Raw genomic sequence first — 24,809 nt, forward strand, 5'->3', positions numbered from 1 at the left:
CGCCCCTGGCGCCCCTGGCGCATAAGGGTCCACCGTCGGGGTCGTGACCTGCGGCCTGACGTGATGGACCTCGACACGGCCCCCCTGGCTCGCGACGATCCGCCCCACCGCGTCGGCGACGACCTCCGCGCGGATGTCGTACGGGATGCGCAGCCGGAGAACCTGCCCGGCGAGGGCGTCGCTGTGGCCGTAGGGAAGGTCGTGATCCCGCCGTTCGAGGACGTCCCGCACAAGGGAGGCGACGGCGTTCCGGTCGAGGTGGATGTTGAGGAACCCGGGCCCGGTGATCTCGACGGCGGCGACACCTTCGGTGCGGCAGAGGTGGGGCCGCAGGATCTCGGCGACCTGCAGCGGCGGCCGCCCGGCTGGCCGGGCCAGTTGCAGGGCGATGTTGGTGGCGTAGTCCCCACTGCCGCCGGGCCCGGGCGGGGTGACGACCGCCCGTGCGGGCACGGCCACGCTCAGCTCCCCTTGATCGACAGCACGACGCACCGCGTGCAACACGGTGCGGGAGAGCTCGATGGGGGTCACGGGGACAAGCGTATGGGAGGAGGGGGGTGGGTATGCGAGCAGGTTTCCGGTGTGGTCCGGGATGTGGACAACCATGGATGGCTGGGCGGGCGACGCGGCTGCGCGGAGGGACGGACCTGAGGGCGGGAGCGGAGGGCCGTCCTCGGCCCGGGCCGCACAGGTTCGTCGAGCTAGAAGGGGACCAGGCTCAAGTCGACGCGGAAGCGAGGTCGGGAACAAGGCCGAGGGCCGAGGGCCGACGAAGAAGCGGTCAAGCAGACCGAGACGCAGGACAGAAGGAACGACGACGCTTGCCGAGCCGACAGTCAGCCACCGGACCGTCCGGCACACTCAGCGCCCTCACCCCCACCCATACCCCTACCCCCACCGGTCGTGCCGCCGGCCGGAGCGCTGGCGTTGGCCCCCGCGGCGGTGTCATTGCCGAACCGAAGGGAGGGATCGGACTCCCCCCGCTCGACCAACTGCCTGACAAGGGCGACGAGTTCGTTGGGCTCGAAGGGCTTGGCGAGGAACGCGTCGACACCGACGTCGAGCCCGGCCTCGACCTCGTACTGGGTACAGGCACTGACGATGGCGAGGGGCAACCGCTGGGTACGGGAGTCACTGCGGAGCCGGGCGGCGGTACGGAGACCGTCGAGCCGGGGCATCACGACGTCGAGGGTGATCACGTCGGGGCGAACCTGGTGAACGACGTCCAGACACTCGGCACCATCGGCCGCGGTCACCACCTCGAAGCCCTCCAGCTCGAGGTTGACCCTGATCAGCTGCCGGATGACCTTGTTGTCGTCCACAACAAGCACCCGACCGGACACGCCTGGCACAACTCGAGAGTAGGTCCGCACGCACCGCCGCGTCCGGGTTTTCCCCACTTCCGCCCCCTGCGGGCAACCTCCCCCAGCTCAACCCCTCCCTCAGCCCACCGAAAACCGTTCATGATCTCCCTCGGAGAGCTGGTAGGGTTCTACCCGTCGCCGCCAAACAAGGCGCCCGACACGCCCCCGTAGCTCAGGGGATAGAGCAACGGCCTCCGGAGCCGTGTGCGCAGGTTCGAATCCTGCCGGGGGCACTCGCCAGTCAGCCAGCAAGAATCATGCTCTGACCTGTGCGGATGCCTACATGAGAGAGCGGGAGTCAGTCTCACTGACTCCCGCTCTCTCTCGTTGCCTCTCACTGTTCGCGACACACCTCCGACACACCTTCAGCACTTCCAGAGGCACTCAGCGTTGCGGGATCGACGGAGTGCATACGTCCAGCACTGGGCAGCCCAGCTAACGCCCTACTCGCGCCTCAGGTCCGAGGTCAACGCAGGTGACGACTGACGTGCAGAACGCAGCGAGCGCGAGCGTCGCAGTCGAAGTTCACCCGTCAAGGGATCGTGCGCGCTTGAACTGAAAGTCACGCATCAGCCACATTAAGGTAGAGAATCGCCCTCTTCTTGGTCCAATCACACTTCGACAGATCGCCACCCGCTTTTCCAATTTCACAAACAGTAGCCTCAATCACCAAAAGTTGGTAATTTCGAGCCAAGAAGGACGTGGAAATCGTCTGCTTGGCTTGGCCGAGCGCATCCGGATTAATTACCCCAGTCCCAATGTGACTACACGGGTCATTATCCTCGTGGTCCTGGCAGAGCCCTGTGACGCACGGGCCTTCATGCCCTTTACCCCCGCAAGCTTCCTCCATTGGAGGTTTGCGAGGATATCCTTGCACAAAAAAAGAAATCTGATCACCGTTCTTCATTTTCGATGCTTCGATCCGCAAAGAGAGCTCACCCACCCCCTCATCAACTTTAATGTCGGCCGCAAGTTGCGGGTAGGTGGCATTCACCTGGCTCTGCGTTTCCACCCTCCCAGCTGCCAGTACAGCGGTTGAGAGAACGATGATTGAAATGGTGATCAGCACGAGCTTCCACGGCAATCCCGACCTAACCCCACGCTTGTAGCCACACAGAATCAAAAAAACTGCCGCAACAGCCAGCGCGGAGCCTACGTTGTAGCTGACATCGGAAACCCAGCCCTCGGTGACACCTGACACAGGCGTGGAGGCAATTACAAAGGAACCAACCGATAGCGAGAGCGCGAACAAACCCCAAGCGCTAAGGGTTGGCATCTTTTTGTCCTGCGGAAAGAAAAGGGACGCCAGCGCGGCAGCCAATGCAACCATCATCAAGACGGCAAGGAGAGTGGCACTGGCTGGCGCGTTGCGCAAAATGGCCGACAACTCCCCACTCCGCAGGCCAAACAGGTTTAGCGCGCCAACGAAGCCAGCAACGAGGAGACCCAATACATTGGTGACGTCGGCGAAAAATCCATTACTACCCTCGGGGGGACCACCCGGTGCTGTCATGGTTCTTTTCATTCCACGAAGTGAACCGGATCATGGCAGGGTTGAGCCAAAGAGAGTACACCGCTGGTCCGCCCCCGGGGCATACGGCGCCCTACACTGCGTCACCCTCCTCTTCCAGCGCCTTTGTGATCTTCGCGTTGGCGGCTTCCTCATGGCCATCGATGCAGCCGTGATACCGGCGGTGGATCACTTCCGGAGAGTTGCCAACCCGCCGGGCCACCTCAGCAATCGGGACCCCCGCGTTCAACCACCGCGTGATGCACGCGTGCCGCAGGTCGTACGGGCGACCGCCCAACGGCGACTCGACACGCTCCGGCGGCAGGGCGTACTCCCGCGCCTCCTCCCATATGCGCCAGTACGTCGACGAGCCGACGACTCCCCCACGCTCGTTCCCGAACACGCGCCCCTCCTTGGCGGTCCCGAACTCCTTCAGGTGGGCACGGAGGATCGCGACCAGGACAGGCGGGATGGGGACCGGCCGGTCCGAGGACGCCCCCCCGCGCCTTCAGTCCCCGGCGGTCGTGCCGCTCCCCGGAGTCCGTCCACTGCTTGCCGGAAACTGGACGCGTCTCCCGCAACGTCAGCGTGCCCCAACCCATCTCCGGCAGGTGGCAGTCCGACCGCCTCAGTCCGACCGCTTCAGCGGGCCGCAGGCCCGCGTAGTACAAGACCGCGTAGAAGGCCACCAGGCGGCGCCCACGGCAGCGATCCCACGATCCGACGTACGAGACAGCCGTGAGCAACTGACGTGCCTGTACGGCGTTCACGAGGACACGGCGGTCCACCACGTCGTTCGAGCCGACATGCTTGCGGCGGGCGCGCTGAAGCGGGTTCTCCGGGAGGTCCCCCGCAACGACGGCGTGTTCGAGGGCGGTGTTCAAAGCGCGGCGGCGCCGCTTGTACGTATCGCTCGCGGCTGGGGTGCCGTCCAGCTTGTAGCTGAGGCGGTACAGCACGTCTTCGAACACCTCGGGGTCGGCCAAGTCACCCAACGGCCGGTCGGTCGTGGTGATCCAGTCGTACGCGGCCTTGAGTTCGGCCGGCGGTTCCTCCCCAGCGTTTGCGGGCACGACCCCCCACCTGAAGGCAAGCCGAAGGGTCTCGTCGCCGGGAACGCTGTCTCCGCGCTTGACCATGGCGAGCGTCACGGCCGCAAGGCCGTCCGCCATGCCCTCACGGGTCTTGGCCGCGCCCGTTCGCCACCGCCCGGCCACGTACTTCCGGCAGAACTCGAACCACCGCAACGGCGGCTCGGCGTCCGCTGCTTCGGCAGCTTCAGCCGCCGCACGCACCTCGGACTCAGGTAGCCCCGATTCAATCTCGAACGCTTCACCGCGTCGGTTCATGGCCTGCCACAGCTCGGACCGTCGGCTCTCCGCGAGAGCAGACGTGGTGAACGTGTCGCCGTGCACCTGTCCGGCGACCACCCACCGGAGGCGCCACGGGCGGGACTTGCGCCCGGTCCTGGACACCTTCCACAGCTTGACGTCGAAGGAGTAGCCCGGCCGGGCCGACCCACGAGGGCGCCCGGCAGGGGTGTCGTTCTCGGCGCTCACGCAGCGTCCTCCCGCTCCGTAAGCCAACGTTCGTACTCGGACCGTCGGATCCGCACGTCGCCGTTCGGGAGCTTGATCGAGCGGGGCCCCTTACCGAGCTGGCGCCACCGGTAGAAGGTCGACGGGGCAACCTTCAGATCGGCGATGACCTCCTTGACGGTCAGCTTTTCGTCCTGTGTACGGGCGCTCATCCCGCGATCCCTTCGCCTTCGTCCGCACCGGACAGGCCGGACAGCTCCAATTCCGACTGTCCGGGGTGTTCGTACTGGTCAGAGGGGGTAACCGGACAGCCGGACAGTGCGGACACCTCTTGGGCGCCCTCTGTCCGGGTCTCGGTGTCCGGGTAGTACCGGCCGCCGGGGTCCTTGGTGAGCTGTCCGGCGTCGGCCATGCGGTTGCAGGTGCGGCGGATCGTGTCGAGGTCGACGTTCGGCAGTTCGCCCGCCATGTCCTTGGGCCTGGCGCCGGGGTGGGCGCGGACGTAACGCAGGATCGTGGCGCGGGTGTCGCTGACGGTGTGGTCGGTGACCGGTCCGTCCAACAGGTGCCAGGCTCCGGAGGCGGGTTGGAAGCTGAGGGCGTACTCGGCTTCGTCAACGTCGCGGCCGGTGACGTGCAGGATGCCGTCTGCCTGTCCGCGGGCGCGCTTCAGCACGAGTGTGGCGTCAGCGGCTCCGGCGATGCCGTTGGTGCCGGAGACCTCGGTGAGGAAGTCCTCGGAGCCTGCCTTGCGCACGTGGTGCACAAGGACAACGGCCACGCCGTAGTGGTCGGCGAGCCGCTTGGCATAGCCGACTGCGACATAGTCCGCGTCGTACGCCGACACCCCTGCCGGGGATTGTCCGCGCATCTTGGCGAACACGTCGATCACGACCATGCGCGCGTCGGGGTTGCGCTCCAACCACTGGGCGACGGCTTCCATGCCGCCCTGGGGGAAGGGCGGGCATTCGGTGACCAGGGTGAGCCCGGCGGGGGCTGGCTGTCCGCCCAAGAGCTTGCCCATGCGGGTCTGGAGACGGCGCGGGGTGTCTTCGAGGGCGAGGTAAAGCACAGGTCCGCCCTGGACGGGCACGGAGTCGAACGCGTTGCCTCCGGCCGCGACCGACAGGCCCAGACCGAGGGAGAGCCAGGACTTCCCGACCTTGGGCGGTCCGGCGAGCACACTGACGCCTTCGGCGAGGATGCCGGGCACGGCCCATTTCGGCTCGGGGAAGTTGGCGGCCATGAGCTGATCGGCTGTCCATGCGGTCCGGGGGCGCTCCCGCTTCGGCGGCGCCGGACGGGCCGGTTGAGGGTCGCTGGGCACGGAGTACAGGTGCAGGGGCGGGATGGGGTTGGCGCTCATGCGGCGACCGTCCGGGGGCGTCGTGCTCCGGCTCGCAGGCCGGAGGCGATGGTGCGCTGTGCCTCGCGCTCGCCCTGGCCGACACGAAGCCCGGCGGACAAAAGCCAACCGGTCACGTCTGCCTCGCTCAGCTCTCCCCCGGCTACCAGCTGTCCGAGGGCGACGGACGCGAGGTAAAGGCTGGTGTTGTGCTCGTTCTCACCGGAGTTGGTCACGCGGGCCAACTCGCCGTTGACCGCGGCGTTCAGGAACGCCGTGCGCCGCCCGTGGCCTCCGAGGGCGACCGTGACGGGTCGCTGCGGGGGCAGCGGAGCCGGGCGCAGCAGTTCGGCGAGCCAGCCCGGCAGCTGCGCCACGGGCACGTTGTGGACGACCTTGTAGGGGTGCCCATCGAAGGTGCTGCCCGCGCCGACCACCAGTCCGCCGACGGCGCGCGTGTCGACCTTCCAGCCCAACCCGCGGGCGCTGTCTCCCGCAGTGTTGCGCAGGGGCTCACCCTCGGGGGTGGCGAAGTACATGTGCGTCCCGCCGCTCCAAGTGCGCACCGTGTAGGTGTTGCCGGGGAACGGCTGGCCGTGGCGGGCACAGAGTACGGCGAGCACATCGGCGCCGTCGGTGACACCGTGCGCGGCCCATTCCGCCGGCGGGGTGTCGTCGGAGTGCTTGGGCCTGTCCAGGTCGATGACGATCAGGCAGGACGGGCCGGTGGCGATACCGACGTTGTAGGGGGCGTGCGTCCAACACCGGGTGATGCGGTCCGGGTCCGTGGTGGCCCGCTGCTCCCACGCAGAGATGGCGGGGCGCTTGTCTCCGGGCCGGAGGGGGAAGACGTGCCAGTCTCGCGACGCTGCGTCAAGCGCGGCGGTGAGCTGGGCAGAGCCGTCCGGGTACGGCATGCTGGTGATCTCCTGTTCTGTCTTCGGACGGGCAGGGAGAACCGCGGCGGCGGGCGACCTTGCTGGGGAGTCCCGCCGCCGCGGCGTTGCTACAGGTCGTCGGTGTCGTCGATCGGGCCGGAGTAGCCGAGAGGGCTGGAGGCGCTGTGGGCGCGTTCCAGGGCTTCGGCCATGGCGGTGGCGTGCGTCTCCGCCTCGCGTAGGGCCTCGGAGACGGCGAGCGCGTGTTCGGTGGGGGTGCCGTGGTCGGCGGTGAGGTGTCCGGCCGTGTAGAGATCGGCCAGGGCGGTGCCGATCTGGTCGAAAGCCTGCGGCAGCCGGTGCGCGAGGGTCCCGAAGGCGCCGATGGCGCGGTACACGGTGCCGGGGTAGGCGATGCCGGGACGGCGGTCGCGCGTGCGCTGGGTGGCGTGGTTGAAGGCACGCACCGCCTCAGCGGCCTTACGCGGGCACTCGTTCGGCTCGATGTTGCGGCTGGTCATGGATGTTCCTCTCAGGGTCAGAAGGGCGGTTCGTCGCTGTAACCGTTGGCGGCCCACGGGTCGGGGATGGTGCCGCGGCGCCGGGGGAACCAGCGGGGCAGGCTCGGCAGGGGCAGCAGGACCCAGCGGCAGTGTTCGTTCCAGCACTCGCAGGGCTCCCAGTCGGTACCCGCGTACTCGCCGGTGTCGTAGTCGCCGTAGTCGTGCTCGATGCCGCCAACCCCGTCGCAGTTCGGGCAGTCGGGGCGGGGCGTGTCGGTGAGGATCAGCGCCGGGCGCGGCAGGGTGGCGCGCTGAATACGCAGTCGGGGCAGCGTGCGGCAGTTCATACGGACTTTCTCTCGGCGCTGGGCAGTTCGGGCAGCCCGGCGGTTTCCAGTGCGGTGAGGTCGAAGCCGGGGAGCGTGGCGCGAGTGACGAGTGCCTGAGCGAGTTGTTCGGCGTAGGCGGCGCCCGTGCGGGCCACCTCGATCTGCGTGGTGGCGCGGAGGGTTTCGACGCGTTCGATGTGGGCGCGTTCCTCACGGCGGTCGCTCACGTGCCGCTCGTAGGCGACGGTGTCGCGACGGTCGGTGCGCCAGTACCGGGCGGCGAGCCCGTACGTGATCGCGGTGGCGAGCGCCCACAGCAGCAGCGGCAGCGAGATCCCGTCGGCGTATCCGGCGACCCCGGCCAGGGCGAGCCCGCCGGAGGCGGCGAACGCGGTCCCGGCGAGCACGCCGTCACCGGAGCGACCGAGGGAGGCGCAGGCGCCGGCCGCCGCGGCTCCGAGGGACAGCACGGTCATGAGCGCGGCGTTGCCGAGGGAGTGTTCGGCGCCGTTGGCGTTCCAGATGCGGGCCAGGATGAGCACGGTGGATGTGGCGATGGCGGGCGCCGCCTTGGGCGCGATGATGGCGAGCCAGTGCCGGGCGATGATCTGTTCGTTCATGGCCGGACTCCTCAGAGACTCTGGATGGCGTCGATGACGGCGGCGGTGAGTTCGTTGATGGGGCCGGATGCGCCGGTGGAGGCGAGGAAGAAGCCGAAGGCGGCGGCGGTGAACGCGGAGCCGTAGCCGAGGGACTTGGAGCGCAGCAGGAAGAACAGGACGAGTCCGAACAGGGCCACGAGCGAGACGGTGACGGCCACGGGCGGAGCCTCCTTCGAGTGGTGTGTGCGGGTGGTCAGTTGATGCCTTCGCGGTAGATCCGCTGGGCTCGGTTGAAGAGCCAGCGCCCGGCGCGTATGCGCTTGCCGGTGGCCTTGCAGCGGCGGCAGTTCTTGCCTCGCTTGGGGCGTCCCTTGCGGTCGGTGGTGGTGGCGAAGCCGAAGCCGTTGCACGTGCGGCAGGTGCCGAACGGGCTGGCCGCACACAGAGCGCTGTAACTGAACGTGACGAGCATCAGGCAGGCGATAGCAAGGGCGATGGGGGTCATCGGGGGCCCTTTCTCGGGGTTTCCGGGGTTTTCGCAGGTGGGGTGCTATGCGCTAGATGGCAGATCAGGTGCTATGTGGGGTGCTAGCGGGGGTGCTACCGGTAGCAGGTGAGCCCGCTACCGGTAGCGGTCCGGCGGGGCTAGGCGGCGCCTCGGTTTTCGTCACGCTCCGCAATTGCCTTCGTGAGGTCGTCGCGGACGATGCCGCGGCGGGTGGTGCGCTCTCCGTCGTCGGTCGTCCCGGCCACGCCGGTGGTCTTGATGCCGTGCGGCTTGAGGGCGCTGGTGACGTTCTCGCCCTTCCAGCCGCCGTAGACCTCGGGGCGCAGTTCGGCGAGCCTGGCGGCGATCCGCTCGTTCCATACGCGCTTCTCCGACGGCGGAACGACTGCGGCCACGTCGGCAAGCAGGTCGTACGACGGGCCCGACGGGCTGTCCGTGTCTTCCCCGAGGGCGTGTCCGGACAGGGTTCCTTCGGCCTTGCGCAGGGCGAGCGCGCGCTGAGCGATGGCGTTGGTGGCCGGGTCGTCCAGGTAGGCGGTGCGGACCACGACCGGGAGCGCGGTGGCGCCGGCGAGGTAGCCGTTACCGGCGTCGATCTCCGGGCGGAACGACGTGGCGCGCACGCCGTTCTTGTACGCGCTCGTACCGAGGATCATGTCGTTCTCGACCTGTCCGGCGACCTTGAGAGCGAAGCGGATGGAGACGTTGCCGCTGATGCCGGTCGGGAGGGAGTCCTTGTCCGGGCGCTGCGTGGCCAGAACGAGGATCACGCCGAGGGCGCGACCGAGCTTGATGATGAACTCGGCGTCGTCACCAGCCTGTTTGCCGTACTTGGGGTGGGCGAACAGGTTCTGGCACTCGTCGAACACGCCGACCAGCGGCCACAGCTTCAGCGAGCGCTTGTCGGCGATGGCGCGGGTGACGCGCTTGTCCGGGCACAGGTCCCGCGGGAGCTTCTTGATGGCCGCGGCCCGGCGCATGACTTCCTCGCGCAGCAGCTTCAGGGAGTCGGCCGCGTACCGGATCGAGTCGTCGTCGATGCCAGAGACGAACCGGTGGCTGACGCATTCGAGGGAGTCCAGGTCACCGGTGCCCTTGTTCTCGTGCAGCCACAGTTCCACGCTCGGGTCCAGGGCGGCGCCGCAGGCCAGCACGCGCACGGAGGCGGTCTTGCCCTGGCCGGGCAGCGAGCCGACCAGGATGTTGTGCTGGATCATCGGCACCGACTGGGCCCGGCCGCGCGGGTCGATGCCGAACGGGACGCGCTTGAAGATGTCGTGCTTGCGGACGTTGGCGAGAGCCCACTTCACAGTGCCGGTCTTGGACAGGTCCCTGTCCCCTACCCACAGGATGAGTCGCCCCTCGTGCTCGTTGGGGTCGGCGTCGGGCCACACGCAGCCCAGCGGGCGACGCAGGCCGGAGGCGAGCCGGGCGCGCCGGTCGGCCACGTCCGCGACGGTCACGCCCAACGGCAAGTCGATGTCCGCGCGCCAGCCCGGACCCTCGCGGGTGATCGGGGCGACGAACCGGATGCCGTCCTGTCCCTTGGCGACCGCCGATGCGATCTGCCCGATACCGATGGAGGCCATGGCCTTGACCACGATGTCGCTGGTGAGCTTCTGTACCTCGGTCTTGATGACCGCGCGGGTAGCAAGAGGCGCATCCGCCGGCGCGCCCAGCCAGCCCAGCGTCAGCACGGTGACCGCGGCGGCGATGACCTGTGTCATCAGCTCCGCCCCGAACACCAGGAAGAGGCCCATCACCAGGGCGGACAGTCCGCCAAGGATTGTGATGAGCATCCGCAGGCGTACCCGGCGGTCGCGCTGCCGGGACAGCTTCAGGTACAGCTCGGAGTTCTCGCGGCGCGCCTCCGCCTGCCGGAGCGGCTCGCCCTCTGCGTCGACCGCCCAACGGCCGATCCTGCCCAGGGTGTTGACCAGGCCGTTCGGGGAGCGCCAGATGAGCTTGGGCATGTACAGGAACGGCACGCGGACCGCGTGGAAGGCGATGGTGTGCCAGACGTGCCCGGCCAGCCAGCCCATCGCGTCCTTGAACTCCGCGCTCGACTTCATCCACACCGGGATGATGTCCAGCCGCTTGGAGTCGCGGATGCGGTCGATCAGACCGGGGCCCGACCGAGTCGGTGCCGGGCGGTCGACCAGAGTCGGGCCGGAGTCGTCCGACTCCCCCTCGCTCGGGTCGGCCGACTCGGTCGGCTTCGAATCGGCTGGCTGGTCGGGCGCGGAGTCGGGCGACGCGTCGGAGGTGGGGTCGGCCGCTTCGGTGCGGGCCGATCGTGCCTTGTCGAGGTCGACCACGTCGCCCTTGGAGTCGGTGGCCATCTCGGCTTCGAGCCTGTTGAACAGTTCGTTGTCGTCGTCGGGGTGCTTCACTTGGGGTTCCTTCTTTCGGAAGGGATGCGGGGCCCGGCCGCTGCTTTGGTCGGTTGAGACCGGGCCCCGTGCTGAGCGGGTCAGGCGGCGCGCTGTTCTTCGGGGTAGGCACAGGGGACGCACATCCCGAGCGAGGTCGGGATGCAGTAGCTGTAGGTGAATCGGCACTGCGGGCAGGTGCGGCGGGCGAGCATCGCCAGGGCGAGCGCGCCCCACTTGCGCGAGGTCATCGGCCGGACCGGTTTCGCGCAGTCGATGCGGTAGAGGTAGGCGACCTGGACGCCAGACTTGCGGCCCCGGTGGCGGCGCATCACCTGCGCGGCGACCGGCTGTCCGCCTGGCCGAAGGCCCTTCTCTCGCAGCTGTCGGCGGGTGGCGTAGCCGTCCGGGGCGAACCGCCACGGGTAGGTGGGGATGCCGAACCGTGTACCGGAAGGGTCGAAGCACTTGGCGTAGGTGGACATCAGGCGGCCACCGCCCGGTTCTGACCTGCGGCGGCGAGGAAGCGCCGGCCGATCCATTCGCTGTATGCGGGTGGGATGGCCTCGGTGAGTTCCTCGCGGACGTCGGTCCACGTGATGCACATCGCCTGCTGCATCTCCGGAACCGTGGCCTTGCCGCCGCCGTTGCCGTACGCGGCCACATACGGCCCGTCGCGGTAGACGCCGTGCCGGTAGCCACGCACGTATCCGCGGTGGCGCGGGTGAGCCGGTTGAGCCACGGTCCAGCGACCCAACTCGAAGTTGCGGTGGCGCAGCACCCCAAGCCCGAACATCTCGCCGCACAGGGACAAGTCCTTGCGGATCTTGGCCCGGCCGTTGGGTTGCTCGATCACATACGGCAGGCCGGTGGCGTCCAACAGCTCCCGCGTGGGTGCCACGAGGTCGTTGTGTGCGCCGCCCCAGCCCTGGGACCGGTTCGTGCCCACGGTGAGCGCGCACTTGTCCTGGCAGGGCGGTGAGGCATGCACCAACGCGTACCGGCGGATGCGGCCGGAGCTGATCAGCCCTGCGAGGTATTCGAGGGCGTCACCACGCTGGTAAGGGAAGGGGTAGTTGGGCCGCTCGGTGATGTCCGCACCGTCTACGGCGAACCCTGCGCGGTGGTAGCCGACCGCTGCGCCGCCGGCGCAGGAGAAGAGGTCCAGCAGACGGGGCCGGTTCATGCTGCCACCCCCACGACCGGCGCGTCCGCGCGGGCGCCTGTACGGCCAGCGCGCCGCCCGGTGACCGTGGCGAACAGCCGACCCAACCCCGCCCGGCGAGTACCGGCGCGCGCCTGCTTGGCCGCGTACATCGCCTCATCCGCACGGCGCAGCAGCGCGGACAGGTCGTCGTCGGGGAAGTCGGCGGCACGCACCCAGCCGAGAGAGACCGTGGTGTGTACGGCGGGGTCCTGGCCGTCGACCGGGCGAGCGAGCACGCCGTGCAGCACGGCGAGCATGTCTCCGGCAGTGCCGTGGTCATCAATCAGGACAGCGGCGAACTCATCGCCCCCGAGCCTCCCCGCCACCCCGGACCGGCCGACGTGGTGGGCGAGCCGGTCCGCAGTCGCCCTCAACAACGCGTCCCCGGCCGCGTGCCCGAAGGTGTCGTTGATCTGCTTGAACTTGTCGACGTCGGCCAGCACCACCACCGCGCGCGGATCCCTCAACAGGGCAGTGGCACGGCGGGTGAATGCCTCGCGCGTCCGCAGCCCCGTCAGCGGGTCACGACGGGCGACGGTCAGGCGCCGCCGCAGCCACAGCGTGTGGGCCGTCCAGCCGGAGGCGACCGGAGCCGCCGCGGCCAGCATAGTCATCAGGGTGTTCATGCCGCCGCCCCCTCGGTGCCTTCGTCATCGCCATCGACGGAGTGCAGGCGGCGCCCCTCAGCCCGCTCGTTCAGCAGCAGGTCACGCAGGACACGGGAGTTCGCGGCAGAGCAGTGCAGCGTGGTGCGGATGGCTTCCGCGTTGATCGCGTCGTCCGTCCAGTCGGCCGTAGCATCGCGTGCCTCGGTGAGCAGTTCCGCCGGGGTCCGCGGCGCCTTCGTCGCCTTGCCCTTGGTGCTGGCCGGGCGCTTGCGCGGCGGCTTGGGCGCCTCTGGCTTCGGCTTCTCCGTCTCCTTCGGCGGCACGGGCGGAACGTCCTCGCTCGCCGGGGCAAGCTCACCCAGCTTCAGCAGCACGCGTTCCGGGCGCGGAGTCTTCGACCGCCACCGCCGACCGTGCTCCTCACGGAGCCGGGCACGGGCCAACTGCCGCTCACGCTCCCGCTTCAGCGCCTCGGAGTAGGACGTGATCTCCCACAATGTCATCCGGCGCCACAGACCGAACGTCGACAGCGGGGCCAGCATCCACCGGGAGAACCGCACCTTCTCCATCCGCCGGCCGGTCGCGGCGCCGATCCGCACGGCGTAGATGTGCGCGCCGATCTCGGAGAACACCACCCACAGCAGCGGCATCGTGCCGTGTGCCACCTTCGCCCACAGCGACTCACCAGCGGCGACGTTCAGCCCGCACGTGATCAGCGTCAGCGCCCAGGGCACGAACCGCACCCAGGCAAGCGCCATGTCCATACGGATCAACAGCAGGTTGGCCACGGTGAACACCGGAATGGCCACGTCGATCCCGACCGGCAACATCCACGGCTCACCGAAACCCCATCGGGCGGCAGCAGAGGAGACCGCGTCGAACGAAGCGATCAGGCCCAGGGCCCCGACCCCGGCCGCGGCGAGCGCGCCCAGTCCGGCGAGCCCAATCTCCGGTCGCGTCAGCGGCGGCACCGCCAGACGCTCAGTGCTCTGCATCGTCGTCATGCCGCACCCCCGGCCACGATCAGGGCCGCAAGGATGAGCAGCGCGCCACCTGCGCAGATGAGGTCAACCGCACGGCGCAGACCCCTGAACTTGGCCACCGCGAGGCGGGAAAGACCCGCGATGTCCGTGCTGAGACGGCTCTCGTGCAGCTGGGCGGTGATCTCCTCAGCCGTGAGAGTCGCCCACAGCGGGAAGCCGTGCCGGCCGCGCAGGTTCGGGCGCACCGCCCGCAGCAGCAGACCCGCCGCAGCGACCAACAGCGCCATGCCCGCGCCGCCCACCACATAGGAAGCGGTGTTCAGCGGCATATCCTTGGCGACCGTCCAGGCCCCGGCCAGCACCGCGCCGACGAACGCCAGCAACAGAGCGGTCTTGTTGTCGGTCCGCGCGATCTCGGCCTTCACCTCAGCGTGCGCGGCCGCCAGCTTTGTCTCCGGGGTGCTCATGCCGCCGCCCCCTTCCGGGACGACCGGCGGCGCCCGGTCGGGCGCGCCAACGGAACGACGTTAAACAGATCCGGCGCGTGCGCCTCGATCACCTCAGCGGCGATACGGGCCACGTCGTCCGGCAGGTTGCTGTACTCGGGGTCGGCCAGGATGTCGCGCGCCGCGTCCAGACGGGCCGCGCGCTCCTCCTCCGTCTCGCCCTCGGCCCCGAGCCATAGCTCAACCGGGGTGCCAAGGGCGAGTTCCACGAAGTCCTCTACGGATACGGCCTGTTGATGACCGATGTACGTGCGCATGGACGTTCTCCTGAATCGATGGGCAGGGAGAACCGCGGCGGTGGGCGACCTTGCTGGGGAGTCCCAACGCCACGGCAATGCCACACCTTGAAGCGTGGTGTGTATTACCTACCACTCACGTTGGCAGATCGGTTCCGGGTCGTCAAGCGCTCTGTCTTTGAACCCCGGACCGCTGGCCTGCCGCGCGGTGATGACTCAACCCTCGCCAAAGAGAGGAGAGTTGGGGAGCGTGCACTTGGGGGTGCACTCGTGCACCCCCAAGTGCAAACCCTCTGCACCCCGTAGCTGACCTGCGTAGAGTGACGTTGAGTCAAGCTGGTACTACGGCCACTCTCGGGGGTGCGATGGCAGACCGGAACGCAAGGCTGGCCGTGCTCATGCAGGAAGCCGACTTCTCGCACAAGTCGCTTGCCCGCGCCGTGGTCGCCTCCGCCGCTCGGTCAGGCGAGGAGATCACCTGTGACCACACGTACGTGACCAGATGGCTCAAGGGTTCCATCCCGCGCGGCAGCATGCCGCAGTTCATCGCCGACGCGATCGGGCGCAAGTTGGGGCGTCACGTCACGATCGATGACACAGGGATGGGCGAAGCGGCAGTGTCGGCGATCAAACCGGAGTTGGGACTTGACTTCGCGGACAAACCGGAGAGCACAGCCAAGACCGTGACCGACCTTTGGCGCGCCGACCTGGCCGACGCCGAGACGCTGGTCCGGGCATTGCCCGATTCAGAGGCTTGGAGCGCTGCATCCCTGCGCTGGATCGTGGCACCTCCGGACGGCGAACTGACGCGACAGGGCAATCGGGCGGTCGGCGCCGTAGACGTGGAAATGGTGCGCTCAACCACCGATGCGTTCAGCATGCTTGACGGGAAGTTCGGGGGTGGCCATGCCCGGAGAGCGCTGATTCAATACCTACACACGGACGTGCGACCTATGTTGCACGGGACATATTCCGATGTCGTGGGCAGGCAGCTTCACTCTGCTGTCGCCGAAGCGCTCTTGCTCGCCGGATTCATGTCGTACGACAGCGGATTGCATGGCATAGCGCAGCGCTACTTTATCCAGGGTCTTCGCATGTCACAGACGGCCGGTGACAGGCTTCTCGGCAGCAGCATTCTCTCTGCGATGAGCCATCAGGCGACGTTCCTGGGGCGGTACCGGGATGCCGCGACTCTCGCCCGCGCTGCATACGCAGGCCCGGCCGGCAGCCTGGGACCAACGATGGCGGCGCATCACATCGCGATGGAAGCGCGGGCTCTCGCCCGCCTCGGAGACGGGCGCGGCTGTGACCTCGCTCTTGCAGAGGCAGAACGCAAGCTCAGCCAAAGGACAATCGACAGCGATCCGCCATACATCGCCTACTTCGATGAGGTGGAACTCGCAGCCGAGATAGGCCATTGCTTCCGTGATCTGGGGCGCTCGATCGAAGCAACGGAGCGCGGTGCAGGCTCCATTTTCGGCGATGGCCTCAACAACCGAAGTGACTTCTTTGCGACCATGGTGCAGGCCGAGTCCTACCTCATCCACGGCGAGATAGGCCGTGGTTTTGAGTTCGCGCTGAGTGCGCTGCGACTTGGCGAGGGCTTGAAGTCGGCACGCTGTGTTCAGTACGTGCGCGAGTTCAGAGGGCGAGTCTCGGACGGGATGAGGCGGGCCACGGAGTTCCGCGAATTCCAGGAACAGGCCCGTGGCTTCCGTCTCTGGCACCAGACCACCTAAGGTGCCTTAGAAAGGCGCCCAGTCTCGGCGAGAGCCGCCTGAGCGCAGGCTTTCCACTCGCTTCTCAATTTCCTCGGCCGCACGTCGATCGGTGCCCGCGTTCTGCGAAAGCCAAGTGACCATCAGCAGTTCCCGGACACTCCGGAGGATGGAGTATCCAGCCCACTCCCGCACATCGAACCCATACCCGGCGACGAAATCAGTGTACTCAGCCTCTGTGTGCCAACCAAAGCTGTCATAGTACATGGCCGTCTGCATAAGGTCCCACTCACGCGGCCCCGTGGCAAAACCGTCCAGGTCGATAACTTTGGGGTTGCCGGTCCCATCATGAAGGACGTTGCCAACGTTGAAGTCTCCGTGCAGATGACCGGCCGGAAGCGCGAACTGAAGCTCACTGTACTCGGTAGACAAATCGTCGGCCATGGATCGGAGAAATTCGCGAGTAGTCTGCGGAATTACAGCCTGCTCCAAACGCTGTGCAACCTTATCGAAAGGCTTCAGGGGCGGTAGAGAGAAATGCGGCGGCCTCAAGTCGTGAAGGCGCCTTAGCAAAACACCCATCTCGCCTGTACTTGCGTACTTGTCTCCGTCAGCGAGCCCTTCCCAGAACGTCACGGGGTGCCCCTCGATGACAACCGGCTGTTTGGCCGATGTGACGAGTCGAGCCGCCGGATAATTCTCAGCAGCCAGCCATCGCGCCACGGCGACTTCTCTGCGCACGGAGGTAAGCCGATCGGGGCTCCGGCCGACCCGAGAGACAATACGTCCATGGTCCACGCGGAACACCGCGTGGTCTCCGAACCGCAGCAGCTCGATCCCGTCTGGGTCCAAGTCGGAAATCTCGCATGCCTTGCGCAGGATACTCGCTGCCGCATCCGCGTCGAATTCGGCCCGCTCGGTGGTCGTCATGCCGTCCTAGTCCTCCGCCCGTCGGGCAAGGCTCGGACTTCCCGCCCCTTCGCAGCGCCCTTACCGATGAGTCCCTGCCCCTCCATCTGCGCGATGGCGGAACGAACGGCGGTTCGTGACGCGCCGAACCGCTCGCACAGCTCCTTCTCGGTAGGGAAGCGGTCGCCGACCTTAACCCCCTCAGTCTTCAAGAGGTCAGTCACCCTCTCGATCAACGGACGTCGGTCCCCGGTGCCTACCACGTACCAGCCGGCGCCCTGGACGGATTCGATCAATCCTTCGCTCTTGAGCACTCCTAGGGCGCGCTCGATGGTGCTGCGACTGACCCTGTGATCGCTCATGAGCCGTGCTTGAGACGGCAGAGCCTCCGTGATCTCGCCTCCCTTGATCTTCTGGCGTAGAGAATCAGAGACCTCCAAGTACGTACCTCGCGGACTCGCCTGCGGCACGTGGCCTCCCCTTCCAATTACGTGGCGGCTTCCTCTACCAGCGTCCCACTCGCCTGGCTGACCGACACCTAGTGTCCCACCTGTCCGGCTGTCCGGTTACGCCTCTCACCTGCGTAAACACCCCGGACAGCCGGAACAGAGGCTGTCCGGGGTGTCCGGGTCCGGGAGGATGCACTCAGACGTCGCGTACGAGTCGAGGTCGGGGATACGACCGATTCACCAGGTCGACATGCACGCATGTCTCCCCGTTACTCGTAAGAGCTGCACCGGTCTCCCGCGCCAGGGCAGGGAAGAAGCGCCAGCCGTCCGGGGACTGGCTCGTTGTAACCCACTCGTAGCCCGGCCCCTGCCGCAGGGCCCACAGCACGAGACGGCGCCCCATGCCCTGCCTCTGCCATTCAGGGATCATCGAGATCTTCGCGATAAGACCACATCGGCACTCATGGCAGATGTTCCATATCAGGATCGCGTGCTCGATACCACCCCGATCGCATACCCGCAGAACCCTGGCGTCTGCAACCCCGCCGTTGGGGTAGTACAGGAAGAACCTTTCATCCCTTGGGTTGCTTAACTTGATCCACAACCATCTCAACTCGCCCACACGTTCCGGCATTTAACCCCCATGAGTCCGGTTAGTTAGACCGTACGATGCCCGACTGACAATGCTGATGCCCTGCCCCCGGTCAGATCCGTGAAACGGCTTCGGCTGACCGGGGGGGCGGCACAAATGAACCTCTGGATGGAGTGCCGTATGACGAACTCCGACAGCACTGGCAGCCCGGCGCCAGGCAGTGAACCCCAGACGAGTGCGGACGCCGTGGTGTATCAGGTCGTGGCGGCCCGTCGGATGCAGTGGGATGCGCTGCTGTGGCAGGTGCCAGCATTGAGCCTGACCGCCCAGGCATTCTTGTTCACCATCGCACTGGGGTCGGATAGCAGCAGATACGCACGCGTCATCGCATCTGCTCTGGCCATAGTGATGAGTGTGCTGTCGCTACACCTGATGGCCCGGCACCGACAAGCCGAGGTCACTGATGCTCACTGGCTCGCGGACTACGAGCAGCGCCATTTCGGCAATCCAGTACACGGACCAGTGTGGGCCCAGCGCCGGAACCAGACGCCAGCACCCCGTTTGCTGACCCGGTACCGGGCCTTCCCGGTTTGGATGACGGGACTGTCCGTCTTCGGCATAGCAGCGCTGACCACCCTGGCGCTCGCGCTGTTCGCGCCCAACGTGTTGTGCTAGCACCCCACTGGTGGACTACGTTCAGTGCTGTCCACCTGTCCAACTAAGCCTCTCACCTGCATAAACAGTCTGAACAGCAGAGAGTGCTGCCGTCCAGGCTGTCCGGCCACAGGCGCTGTAACACTCTCTGGGTGTTGCAGCCCGTCTGCGAGCCGACCTCTCGAATGCGTAGGAGACGGATTGCGCTCCGGAGTGTTGTCACCAACTGACCCATATGCCATCGGGTGAGAGACGGCGAGCAAGGCGCCGGCCCGCGGGGCTTACGGGAGTCGACCAGGACACATCCGAGACCTTGCATCCAGAGTCAGTGGCGAGAGCCTGTACGAGCGTGGCACCAATGCCACGATGCCTGTAGACATCCGCTACCCAGATCAGGACGATTCGAGGGCGCAGGGTGGCATCCTCAACCCCGTACGAAGACCCGTCGACGAGATCCCAACGGCGGTGTTCGTTAGTGTCGTGGGCGGCCACGTAGCCAACGATGCGCTCGTCTACTTTCAACAGATAGGCGCGGTAGTTGTCCGTAGACGCTTCAGGTTCACCTACGTGGGACCACGACGGAAAGTCGTAGCTGTCCTCCCTCTGCGGCAGACACGCCACTTGGTGGGCCAACCTCCGCCACGAGATGGGTGACTGCGTCGTGACAACTGCCAGGTCACCCCACCAGTCAAGTCCCTTCGGCACTCGAACGCCTAGGGCCCAGGACGCATGATGCACGCGGTGGACCTTATCTTCGTCCCCGATATCCCGAAGGCGCATGCCGCAGGGGCACTTGTCACTACTCGGCGTCTCCAACTGCTGGAACTGGACTGGGATCGCTCCACGGCTCAGGTCCTCGCCACCGCCTCCTACCCAGGGCCGGAGGGGTGCATCATCCAGGTCGACGTAACCGGTCCAGCGGTCTACCCACCCCGGATACTGCTCGGGGAACATCTCCCGAATCTGCTTCTGAGCCGCTGGCAGTGTGGGGCGAACCCATACGCTGCCAGCTGTCGCCCGGCCGTTGAGGCGTAAGCCGGACTTGGATGCCTGAGCTCGCAGGAACTTCAGGAACACTCCGGGAGGCGAATCGAAGTCGACTCCGCGGATCAACTCACGTTCACCAGGAGCAAGCCACTCATCGACGGGCAGCGCGAGCCGCTCGGCGATGGCGTGCAGTTTGCTGTAGTCGTGTTGGAGCTCTGCGGCACGCAAAGCTTCGACCGTAGCCTCGACGTCTCGAAACCGAGCGCACAAGTCGATCCAACGAGGGCCGTTCCCCCAGTAGAAGGCCCCCAGGTAACCCTCGTACCGAATCCGGTTCATCGCCGCATCGCGCGCCCTGTCGACTGCTGCTAAGTAGTCTGCTGGCAGATCTCTTTCGTCGCCCCGTGAGTATTCGGCATCGACGTAGCTGTCTCGGTCAAGCTGGACGGTGGCGAACTGACGTGAGGGCCGGACATGGATCTTCCGTGCGTCCCGGCTGCTCGCATCAGCGACAAGGTGGATGGTCCGCTCGGTCATGCACTCTGCTCCATAGCTCTAGCCGGATCGGTCAGACCGATCATTCCTGTCCCTGCAAGCGTCGGGAAGGGCACGGACCTGGAACAACGCTTGACCGGCTCAATCACACTTCGGTGCCGGCATCCTGATTCTGTCTGACTGTCCGGTTACAGACGGGTTGCCCCCAAGGTGTTACAGCCCGTCGTCGAAGCCGACCTCTCAATGGGCGCAGGAGCCGGAGGCGACTTCCGATCCACCCCTGCCTACCAGCGGCTATCGCGACCACCTCCGCCGCACGCTGTGTCACCGCTTGCCCACTCCGGCTTCGCTGCAGGTCAGAGGCACAGGCAGCGTCAGCCGTCGCAAATCACCCCTAGACCTGTTGCGCTTGTTTCGAATATTGCGGATACTTCGATAGGTAAGGCAGCGCTGACCACCAAGACCCAGAACCACCACCACCGCCACCATGGCGGCTGTAGGCCCTGTTCGTCGCGCCAACGACAAACGACAGGGCCTACAGCCGTCACGCCAGCCCACCGTCGCGCCAACGACGGCGGACTATCACTGGCGCCCACCTACGGCTTCTAGGGGCGCACGAATGACCAAGATCGATATTCGTCCGGTGAAACTCCCAGACGACAAGCAGAAGACTGCAAACCATGCCCTCACCAGGGTCCGGGCCTACCTGGCAGAGCACCAAGAGGCTTCCCAGATCACTGTCACCGTTCAAGATGGAGGCGATCGTGAGCCATTGGCCCTCCCTCGCGAGGCTGTAGAGCTCCTCGCGTCCCTCTTGGCGCACCTTGGCGCCGGCCGGGCCGTGTCCATCGTTCCGTCCGATGCCGAGCTCACTACTCAACAGGCAGCCGACATGCTCAACGTGTCTCGCCCCTTCCTCATCGGCCTCTTGGATGCCGGAGAGATTGAGTACCGGACTGTTGGCTCGCACCGCAGAATCACTGCGTCGTCCCTACTGGAGTACCAGCGCAGGGACGACCACCGTCGCCGAGGTGTGGCTGATGAGCTCACCCAGCTCGGCCAGGAGATGGGAATGATCTAGGCCATGGCTTTCGTCGCCGTCTACGACGCCAATGTCCTGTATCCGAGCACCTTGCGCGACGTTCTCATTCGCGTCGCGCAGGCAGGCCTTGTACAGGCGAAGTGGACGGACCAGATCCTCGATGAGACCTTCCGCAATCTAAAGAAGAATCGGCCTGACCTGGATCCGAAGAAATTAGATCGTACGCGGGAGCTGATGTCAGGGGCGATCCGGGATGTGCTGGTCAAGGGGCACGAACCGCTGATCGACATACTCGATCTGCCGGATCCCGACGACCGGCACGTCCTGGCCGCTGCCATCAAAGCAAAAGCACAGGTGATCGTCACATCCAACCTGAAGGACTTCCCCGCCGAGAAGCTGTCTGTGTGGGATGTACAGGCCGTCCATCCAGACGCCTTCATCGAGGCGCAGGTCGACCTCTCTCCCCGGCTGGTATACGGGGTGCTTACGCAGATAGCGGATTCCTGGGAGAACCCGCCGAACGCAGTGGTCGCGGACGTGATCGATTCACTGGAGCGAGAAGGTCTGGTGGCGTCGGTAGCGGCGCTACGAGCCTTGACCTAGCTACCTTCTGACGCCCCTGCCCTGGCCAGACTGGTCAGGGCAGGGACGTCTCCGGGCACCAGCAGGCTTCGGCTCCTATGCACGCGACACACCTCCGACACACACTGCGTTGCCGACCATCCCTTGACCGGCTCCATAGCAGGTCAGAGGCCATACAGGAGCACAACCAGACAATCACTCCGGAGCCGTGTGCGCAGGTTCGAATCCTGCCGGGGGCACCTTGTATGAGGTGCCCAAAGACCCCGTCACCAGCGGAAACGCTGAGGCCGGGGTCTTCGTGTTTGTGCAGCCGTATGCCACTCGGAGCGGCTGTATGTCGAGTGCTGTGGACTATGCGTGGACTGGCCCCGGGGAAGGAAACCGCAGGTCAGCCCCGGAAAACGCCGAGGCCCCTGGACTGGAGTCCAGGGGCCATCGTGCCGCAGACGCGCGTGTCGGAGGTGTGTCGGGATCAGGGCCCGTCGCTGGGCTCGTCCCCCTCCTGGTCGTCGTCCTCACCGAGGAGTTCGGAGATCCGACGGTTGGCGACGTCCTGACGACCATCGAGGCACTTCGCGTACCGACTCAGCAGCACTTCGACGCTGTTGCCCGCGCGCTCCGCGACCTCCGTCGGGTCCACGCCGGCGTTGAGCCACGAGGAGAGCGCGGCGTGCCTCAGGTCGTAGGGACGAGCGGCCAGCGGGGACGCCACCTGTTCCGGCGTGAGCGCCAGGCGCCGCGCTTCGTCCCAGACACGCCAGTAGGTGGTGGAGGCGACCACTCCCCCGCGTTCATTGGCGAACATCCGGCCGTCCTTGGCGGTGCCGAACTCATTGATGTGGTCGCGGAGGATGCGGACGAGACGAGGCGGGATGGGGACGATGCGGGTCTCGTTCGCAGGACGGTTCTTGAGGCCCCGGTTGTCGTGAACTTCCCCAGTTCCGGTCCAGCGCTTTCCGACGGTCGGGCGCGTCTTCTCAAGGATCAGCGAACCCCATCCCGTTTCCGGCAACGTGCAGTCCGGGCGCCGCAGAGCCACGGCTTCCGCCGGCCGAAGCCCACCGAAGTACATGCAGGCGAAGAGCGCGACGAGGCGGCGCCCACGGGCCCGGCGGTAGCCACCGACGTACGAGACGGCAGTGAGGAGGTCTCGGGCTTGCTGCGGGTTCACGACTACCCGGCGGTCTACTTCCTTGGTGACCTTGGGCAGCTTCCACTTCACGAGCGTGACCGGGTTCTCAGGTAGCTCACCCAGTTCGACCGCGTAGGCGAGGGCGTTGAAGAGGACGGCGCGCTTGCGCCGCACCGTCTCGGCAGCCGCGGGTTCCCCGGAAAGCCTGAGTTTGAGCGAGTCGAGGACGCGACGGATGTCCGCCGGGTTCTTGAGCATGGCCAGCGGCAGCGAGGCTTTGGCCACCCACCGAAGAGCGTTCGCAACGTCCACCGGGGGCTCATCCGCGTCCCCGGCCTGGACTACGAAGGCCCAGCCTCGCAGAGCACGGCGCAAGACGTTGTCCGCCGGGCGCCCAGGGCGATCACCCAGGAGTTCAGTCGTGACGAGGGTCATGGTCTCGTTCAGGCTGTCGCGCGAGTTCGGAGCCGCATGCGGCCACTTCATGGCGACATACGCCCGCGCGAAGTCGTACCAGGTGCGGGACTGTTTGGCAGGAGCCATGGAGTCCGGCAGACCGGTTTCCGTGTCGAATGCCTCGCCCTTCTGAGCAGCCCGGAGAAGCTGCGCGCGGAAGTTGTCGGCGAGCGCCTTCGTCCGGAAGGTCTCGGAGAACGGCGGAACATCGCCGACCTTCCATCGGACGTCGTAGGACGGCGTCTTGTACGGCCGCTTCCGGATGCTCCATACCTTCACGTCATGCGACTTCACGCCGCCTCCCCGAGACCATGGAGCCATGCGGTGAAGTCACTGCGCCACACGCGGAGTTCACCGTTCGGAAGCTTGATCGCTTCCGGAGCCTGGCCCAGCTCGCGCCAGCGGTAGAAGGTGCGGCGGGAGACTCCGCCCAGCTCGGAGAGGATCTGTGGGACGGTCATCAGTTCGTCTCGTCGGCGGTCCACGCCGAGTCTCCTTCCGTGTCAGGGGCGCTTGCGGGCCGACGCGAGGTCGCGAACCAGGTCTCAGCAGCGGTCAGCCCGGTGCCGGCGAAGCGCCAGTGGGAGAGGACGAGGACGGTGTCCGGGTCGGGCAGGGGGTGGCCTGCTTCGGCGGCGCGGGCGCGGGTGAGGGCTTCGTTGTGGTCGGCGCGTTCCTGGCGGAGGGCGCCGAGGGTGACGGAGTAGGCACGGGACTTGGTGGAGAAGTGGCCGCGGAAGCCGAGCATGTGGGCCCACTTGCGCAGCCGCAGGTCTTCGAGTTCGGGGAGGGCACCGAGGTGCCAGCAGGTAAGGATCAGCTGTCGGGCGTGGTCGGTGACCTGGGCGCCGATGAGGTCGGTGATCGGGTTGCGGATGGGGCGGTCGAGGGTGCCGGCAGTCTCGGCGCCCTTGGTGGCGTACTTCGCGATGTAGGCGGCGACAGCGCGGCTAGAGAGCTCCGAGGTGCCCGCGAAGTCGGCCGAGCGGATGGGGCGAATGTCGAGCTGTTTGCCGAACCGGAAGGCGTAGGGGCGTCCGTCGAGGACGGGGCCGGGGGTCTCGGCGAGGCGGGCCGCCGTGCGGATGGCGTCGGTGAGGAGTTCGGTCGTGGCCCAGGGCGGTGGGGTGTCCTCGGCGCCTTCCGGGCCGTCGAGGCGGATGACGGCGTGGAAGTGGACGGCGCCGCGTCGCTGGTACTCGGCGACCTTGGCGTAGGAGACCTTGAGGTTGTGGCGGAGTTCCGTGCGGGTGAGGCCCGCGCGGGAGGCGAGTTGCTGGCGGAGGTAGGTGGTGAAGCGGGCC

27 protein-coding genes, 1 tRNA gene and 2 pseudogenes are annotated in these 24,809 nt (G+C 66.7%); 5 read left to right on the top strand and 25 right to left on the bottom strand.

The features are described 5' to 3' along the window. Window positions 1–531: pseudogene (locus AOK15_RS13015) on the bottom strand (ArgS-related anticodon-binding protein NrtL); the annotation flags it as partial. Between the two features lie 305 nt (window positions 532–836). After that, complete coding sequence (locus tag AOK15_RS42040) at window positions 837–1,331, bottom strand: response regulator (RefSeq protein ID WP_240508409.1); 495 nt, start codon at window positions 1,329–1,331, stop codon at window positions 837–839. Window positions 1,332–1,525: 194 nt separating this feature from the next. Here AOK15_RS42040 and AOK15_RS13025 point away from each other — a divergent pair. Next, window positions 1,526–1,597 (top strand) — tRNA-Arg (locus AOK15_RS13025). A gap of 329 nt (window positions 1,598–1,926) precedes the next feature. Here AOK15_RS13025 and AOK15_RS44980 read toward each other — a convergent pair. From AOK15_RS44980 to AOK15_RS13105, 17 genes and pseudogenes are all read right to left on the bottom strand, one after another. Further along, complete coding sequence (locus AOK15_RS44980; protein WP_157870233.1) at window positions 1,927–2,889, bottom strand: hypothetical protein; 963 nt, start codon at window positions 2,887–2,889, stop codon at window positions 1,927–1,929. 79 nt (window positions 2,890–2,968) lie between these two features. Further along, a pseudogene (locus AOK15_RS48780) lies at window positions 2,969–4,433 on the bottom strand (tyrosine-type recombinase/integrase). Next, a complete protein-coding gene (locus tag AOK15_RS13035) occupies window positions 4,430–4,624 on the bottom strand; it encodes a helix-turn-helix transcriptional regulator (protein WP_055516096.1) in 195 nt (64 codons plus the stop codon). Before AOK15_RS13035 ends, AOK15_RS48780 begins: the two are co-directional and overlap by 4 nt. Continuing rightward, window positions 4,621–5,778 carry an AAA family ATPase gene (locus AOK15_RS13040; protein ID WP_055516098.1) on the bottom strand — a complete coding sequence of 386 codons (1,158 nt, stop codon included), beginning with the start codon at window positions 5,776–5,778 and terminating at the stop codon, window positions 4,621–4,623. The genes AOK15_RS13035 and AOK15_RS13040 overlap by 4 nt, the downstream gene beginning before the upstream one ends. After that, window positions 5,775–6,674 carry a bifunctional DNA primase/polymerase gene (locus AOK15_RS13045; protein ID WP_055516100.1) on the bottom strand — a complete coding sequence of 300 codons (900 nt, stop codon included), beginning with the start codon at window positions 6,672–6,674 and terminating at the stop codon, window positions 5,775–5,777. Before AOK15_RS13045 ends, AOK15_RS13040 begins: the two co-directional genes overlap by 4 nt. An 89-nt stretch (window positions 6,675–6,763) precedes the next feature. Beyond that, on the bottom strand, window positions 6,764–7,156 hold the full coding sequence (locus tag AOK15_RS13050; protein ID WP_055516102.1) for a hypothetical protein: 393 nt from the start codon (window positions 7,154–7,156) through the stop codon (window positions 6,764–6,766). 17 nt (window positions 7,157–7,173) lie between these two features. Next, window positions 7,174–7,485, bottom strand: coding sequence for a hypothetical protein (locus tag AOK15_RS13055; RefSeq protein ID WP_240508410.1), 312 nt, complete (start codon window positions 7,483–7,485; stop codon window positions 7,174–7,176). Further along, a complete protein-coding gene (locus AOK15_RS13060) occupies window positions 7,482–8,087 on the bottom strand; it encodes a hypothetical protein (RefSeq protein ID WP_055516104.1) in 606 nt (201 codons plus the stop codon). The genes AOK15_RS13055 and AOK15_RS13060 overlap by 4 nt, the downstream gene beginning before the upstream one ends. Before the next feature lie 11 nt (window positions 8,088–8,098). Next, window positions 8,099–8,287, bottom strand: coding sequence for a hypothetical protein (locus AOK15_RS13065; protein WP_042167516.1), 189 nt, complete (start codon window positions 8,285–8,287; stop codon window positions 8,099–8,101). Between the two features lie 35 nt (window positions 8,288–8,322). Next, window positions 8,323–8,574, bottom strand: a complete 252-nt coding sequence (locus AOK15_RS13070; protein WP_055516106.1) for a hypothetical protein — start codon at window positions 8,572–8,574, stop codon at window positions 8,323–8,325. A 140-nt stretch (window positions 8,575–8,714) separates the two neighbouring features. Continuing rightward, a complete protein-coding gene (locus tag AOK15_RS13075; RefSeq protein WP_055516108.1) occupies window positions 8,715–10,970 on the bottom strand; it encodes a P-loop NTPase family protein in 2,256 nt (751 codons plus the stop codon). 80 nt (window positions 10,971–11,050) lie between these two features. Continuing rightward, window positions 11,051–11,434: an RRQRL motif-containing zinc-binding protein gene (locus AOK15_RS13080; protein ID WP_055516110.1), complete on the bottom strand. Its 384-nt coding sequence runs from the start codon at window positions 11,432–11,434 to the stop codon at window positions 11,051–11,053. Beyond that, entirely contained in the window at window positions 11,434–12,135 is a 702-nt protein-coding gene (locus tag AOK15_RS13085) for a DNA cytosine methyltransferase (RefSeq protein WP_055516112.1), read from the bottom strand. The genes AOK15_RS13080 and AOK15_RS13085 overlap by 1 nt, the downstream gene beginning before the upstream one ends. Beyond that, window positions 12,132–12,782 (bottom strand): GGDEF domain-containing protein, encoded by a 651-nt coding sequence (locus AOK15_RS13090; RefSeq protein WP_055516113.1) that lies wholly within the window; start codon window positions 12,780–12,782, stop codon window positions 12,132–12,134. Before AOK15_RS13090 ends, AOK15_RS13085 begins: the two co-directional genes overlap by 4 nt. Continuing rightward, entirely contained in the window at window positions 12,779–13,768 is a 990-nt protein-coding gene (locus AOK15_RS13095) for a DUF2637 domain-containing protein (protein ID WP_055516115.1), read from the bottom strand. Before AOK15_RS13095 ends, AOK15_RS13090 begins: the two co-directional genes overlap by 4 nt. Next, window positions 13,765–14,214 (bottom strand): Pycsar system effector family protein, encoded by a 450-nt coding sequence (locus AOK15_RS13100; protein ID WP_055516117.1) that lies wholly within the window; start codon window positions 14,212–14,214, stop codon window positions 13,765–13,767. Before AOK15_RS13100 ends, AOK15_RS13095 begins: the two co-directional genes overlap by 4 nt. Next, window positions 14,211–14,510 (bottom strand): hypothetical protein, encoded by a 300-nt coding sequence (locus tag AOK15_RS13105; protein ID WP_055516118.1) that lies wholly within the window; start codon window positions 14,508–14,510, stop codon window positions 14,211–14,213. The genes AOK15_RS13100 and AOK15_RS13105 overlap by 4 nt, the downstream gene beginning before the upstream one ends. Window positions 14,511–14,887: 377 nt before the next feature. On the opposite strand from AOK15_RS13105, the gene AOK15_RS13110 reads away from it, so the two are divergent. Continuing rightward, window positions 14,888–16,228, top strand: a complete 1,341-nt coding sequence (locus tag AOK15_RS13110; RefSeq protein WP_240508411.1) for an NsdA family TPR-like regulatory protein — start codon at window positions 14,888–14,890, stop codon at window positions 16,226–16,228. A 6-nt stretch (window positions 16,229–16,234) separates the two neighbouring features. On the opposite strand, the gene AOK15_RS13115 is transcribed toward AOK15_RS13110, so the two are convergent. Next, the gene (locus tag AOK15_RS13115; RefSeq protein ID WP_055516122.1) at window positions 16,235–17,137 is read right to left on the bottom strand and encodes a phosphotransferase enzyme family protein; all 903 of its coding nucleotides are present in this window, start codon (window positions 17,135–17,137) and stop codon (window positions 16,235–16,237) included. Further along, on the bottom strand, window positions 17,134–17,586 hold the full coding sequence (locus tag AOK15_RS13120; protein ID WP_055516124.1) for a GntR family transcriptional regulator: 453 nt from the start codon (window positions 17,584–17,586) through the stop codon (window positions 17,134–17,136). The genes AOK15_RS13115 and AOK15_RS13120 overlap by 4 nt, the downstream gene beginning before the upstream one ends. 751 nt (window positions 17,587–18,337) lie before the next feature. Here AOK15_RS13120 and AOK15_RS13125 point away from each other — a divergent pair. Continuing rightward, a complete protein-coding gene (locus tag AOK15_RS13125; RefSeq protein WP_063798975.1) occupies window positions 18,338–18,832 on the top strand; it encodes a hypothetical protein in 495 nt (164 codons plus the stop codon). Between the two features lie 198 nt (window positions 18,833–19,030). On the opposite strand, the gene AOK15_RS43880 is transcribed toward AOK15_RS13125, so the two are convergent. Then, window positions 19,031–20,335, bottom strand: a complete 1,305-nt coding sequence (locus AOK15_RS43880) for a GNAT family N-acetyltransferase (protein WP_107099398.1) — start codon at window positions 20,333–20,335, stop codon at window positions 19,031–19,033. 577 nt (window positions 20,336–20,912) lie between these two features. Here AOK15_RS43880 and AOK15_RS13135 point away from each other — a divergent pair. Both AOK15_RS13135 and AOK15_RS13140 read left to right on the top strand, forming a co-directional pair. Further along, window positions 20,913–21,374 carry a helix-turn-helix domain-containing protein gene (locus tag AOK15_RS13135; RefSeq protein WP_055516130.1) on the top strand — a complete coding sequence of 154 codons (462 nt, stop codon included), beginning with the start codon at window positions 20,913–20,915 and terminating at the stop codon, window positions 21,372–21,374. 3 nt (window positions 21,375–21,377) lie between these two features. Continuing rightward, window positions 21,378–21,938, top strand: a complete 561-nt coding sequence (locus AOK15_RS13140; protein ID WP_055516132.1) for a VapC50 family PIN domain-containing toxin — start codon at window positions 21,378–21,380, stop codon at window positions 21,936–21,938. Between the two features lie 451 nt (window positions 21,939–22,389). Here AOK15_RS13140 and AOK15_RS13145 read toward each other — a convergent pair whose 3' ends face one another. The 3 genes from AOK15_RS13145 to AOK15_RS13155 form a co-directional block, all read right to left on the bottom strand. Next, window positions 22,390–23,799, bottom strand: coding sequence for a tyrosine-type recombinase/integrase (locus tag AOK15_RS13145; RefSeq protein WP_055516134.1), 1,410 nt, complete (start codon window positions 23,797–23,799; stop codon window positions 22,390–22,392). After that, window positions 23,796–23,966 (bottom strand): helix-turn-helix transcriptional regulator, encoded by a 171-nt coding sequence (locus tag AOK15_RS13150; protein ID WP_055516136.1) that lies wholly within the window; start codon window positions 23,964–23,966, stop codon window positions 23,796–23,798. Before AOK15_RS13150 ends, AOK15_RS13145 begins: the two co-directional genes overlap by 4 nt. After that, on the bottom strand, window positions 23,966–24,809 hold an 844-nt coding region (locus AOK15_RS13155), incomplete at its 5' end, for a replication initiator (RefSeq protein WP_338059896.1). The genes AOK15_RS13150 and AOK15_RS13155, both read right to left, overlap by 1 nt.

Source organism: Streptomyces ossamyceticus (assembly GCF_001418475.1).
GTDB classification, from domain to species: domain Bacteria; phylum Actinomycetota; class Actinomycetes; order Streptomycetales; family Streptomycetaceae; genus Streptomyces; species Streptomyces ossamyceticus.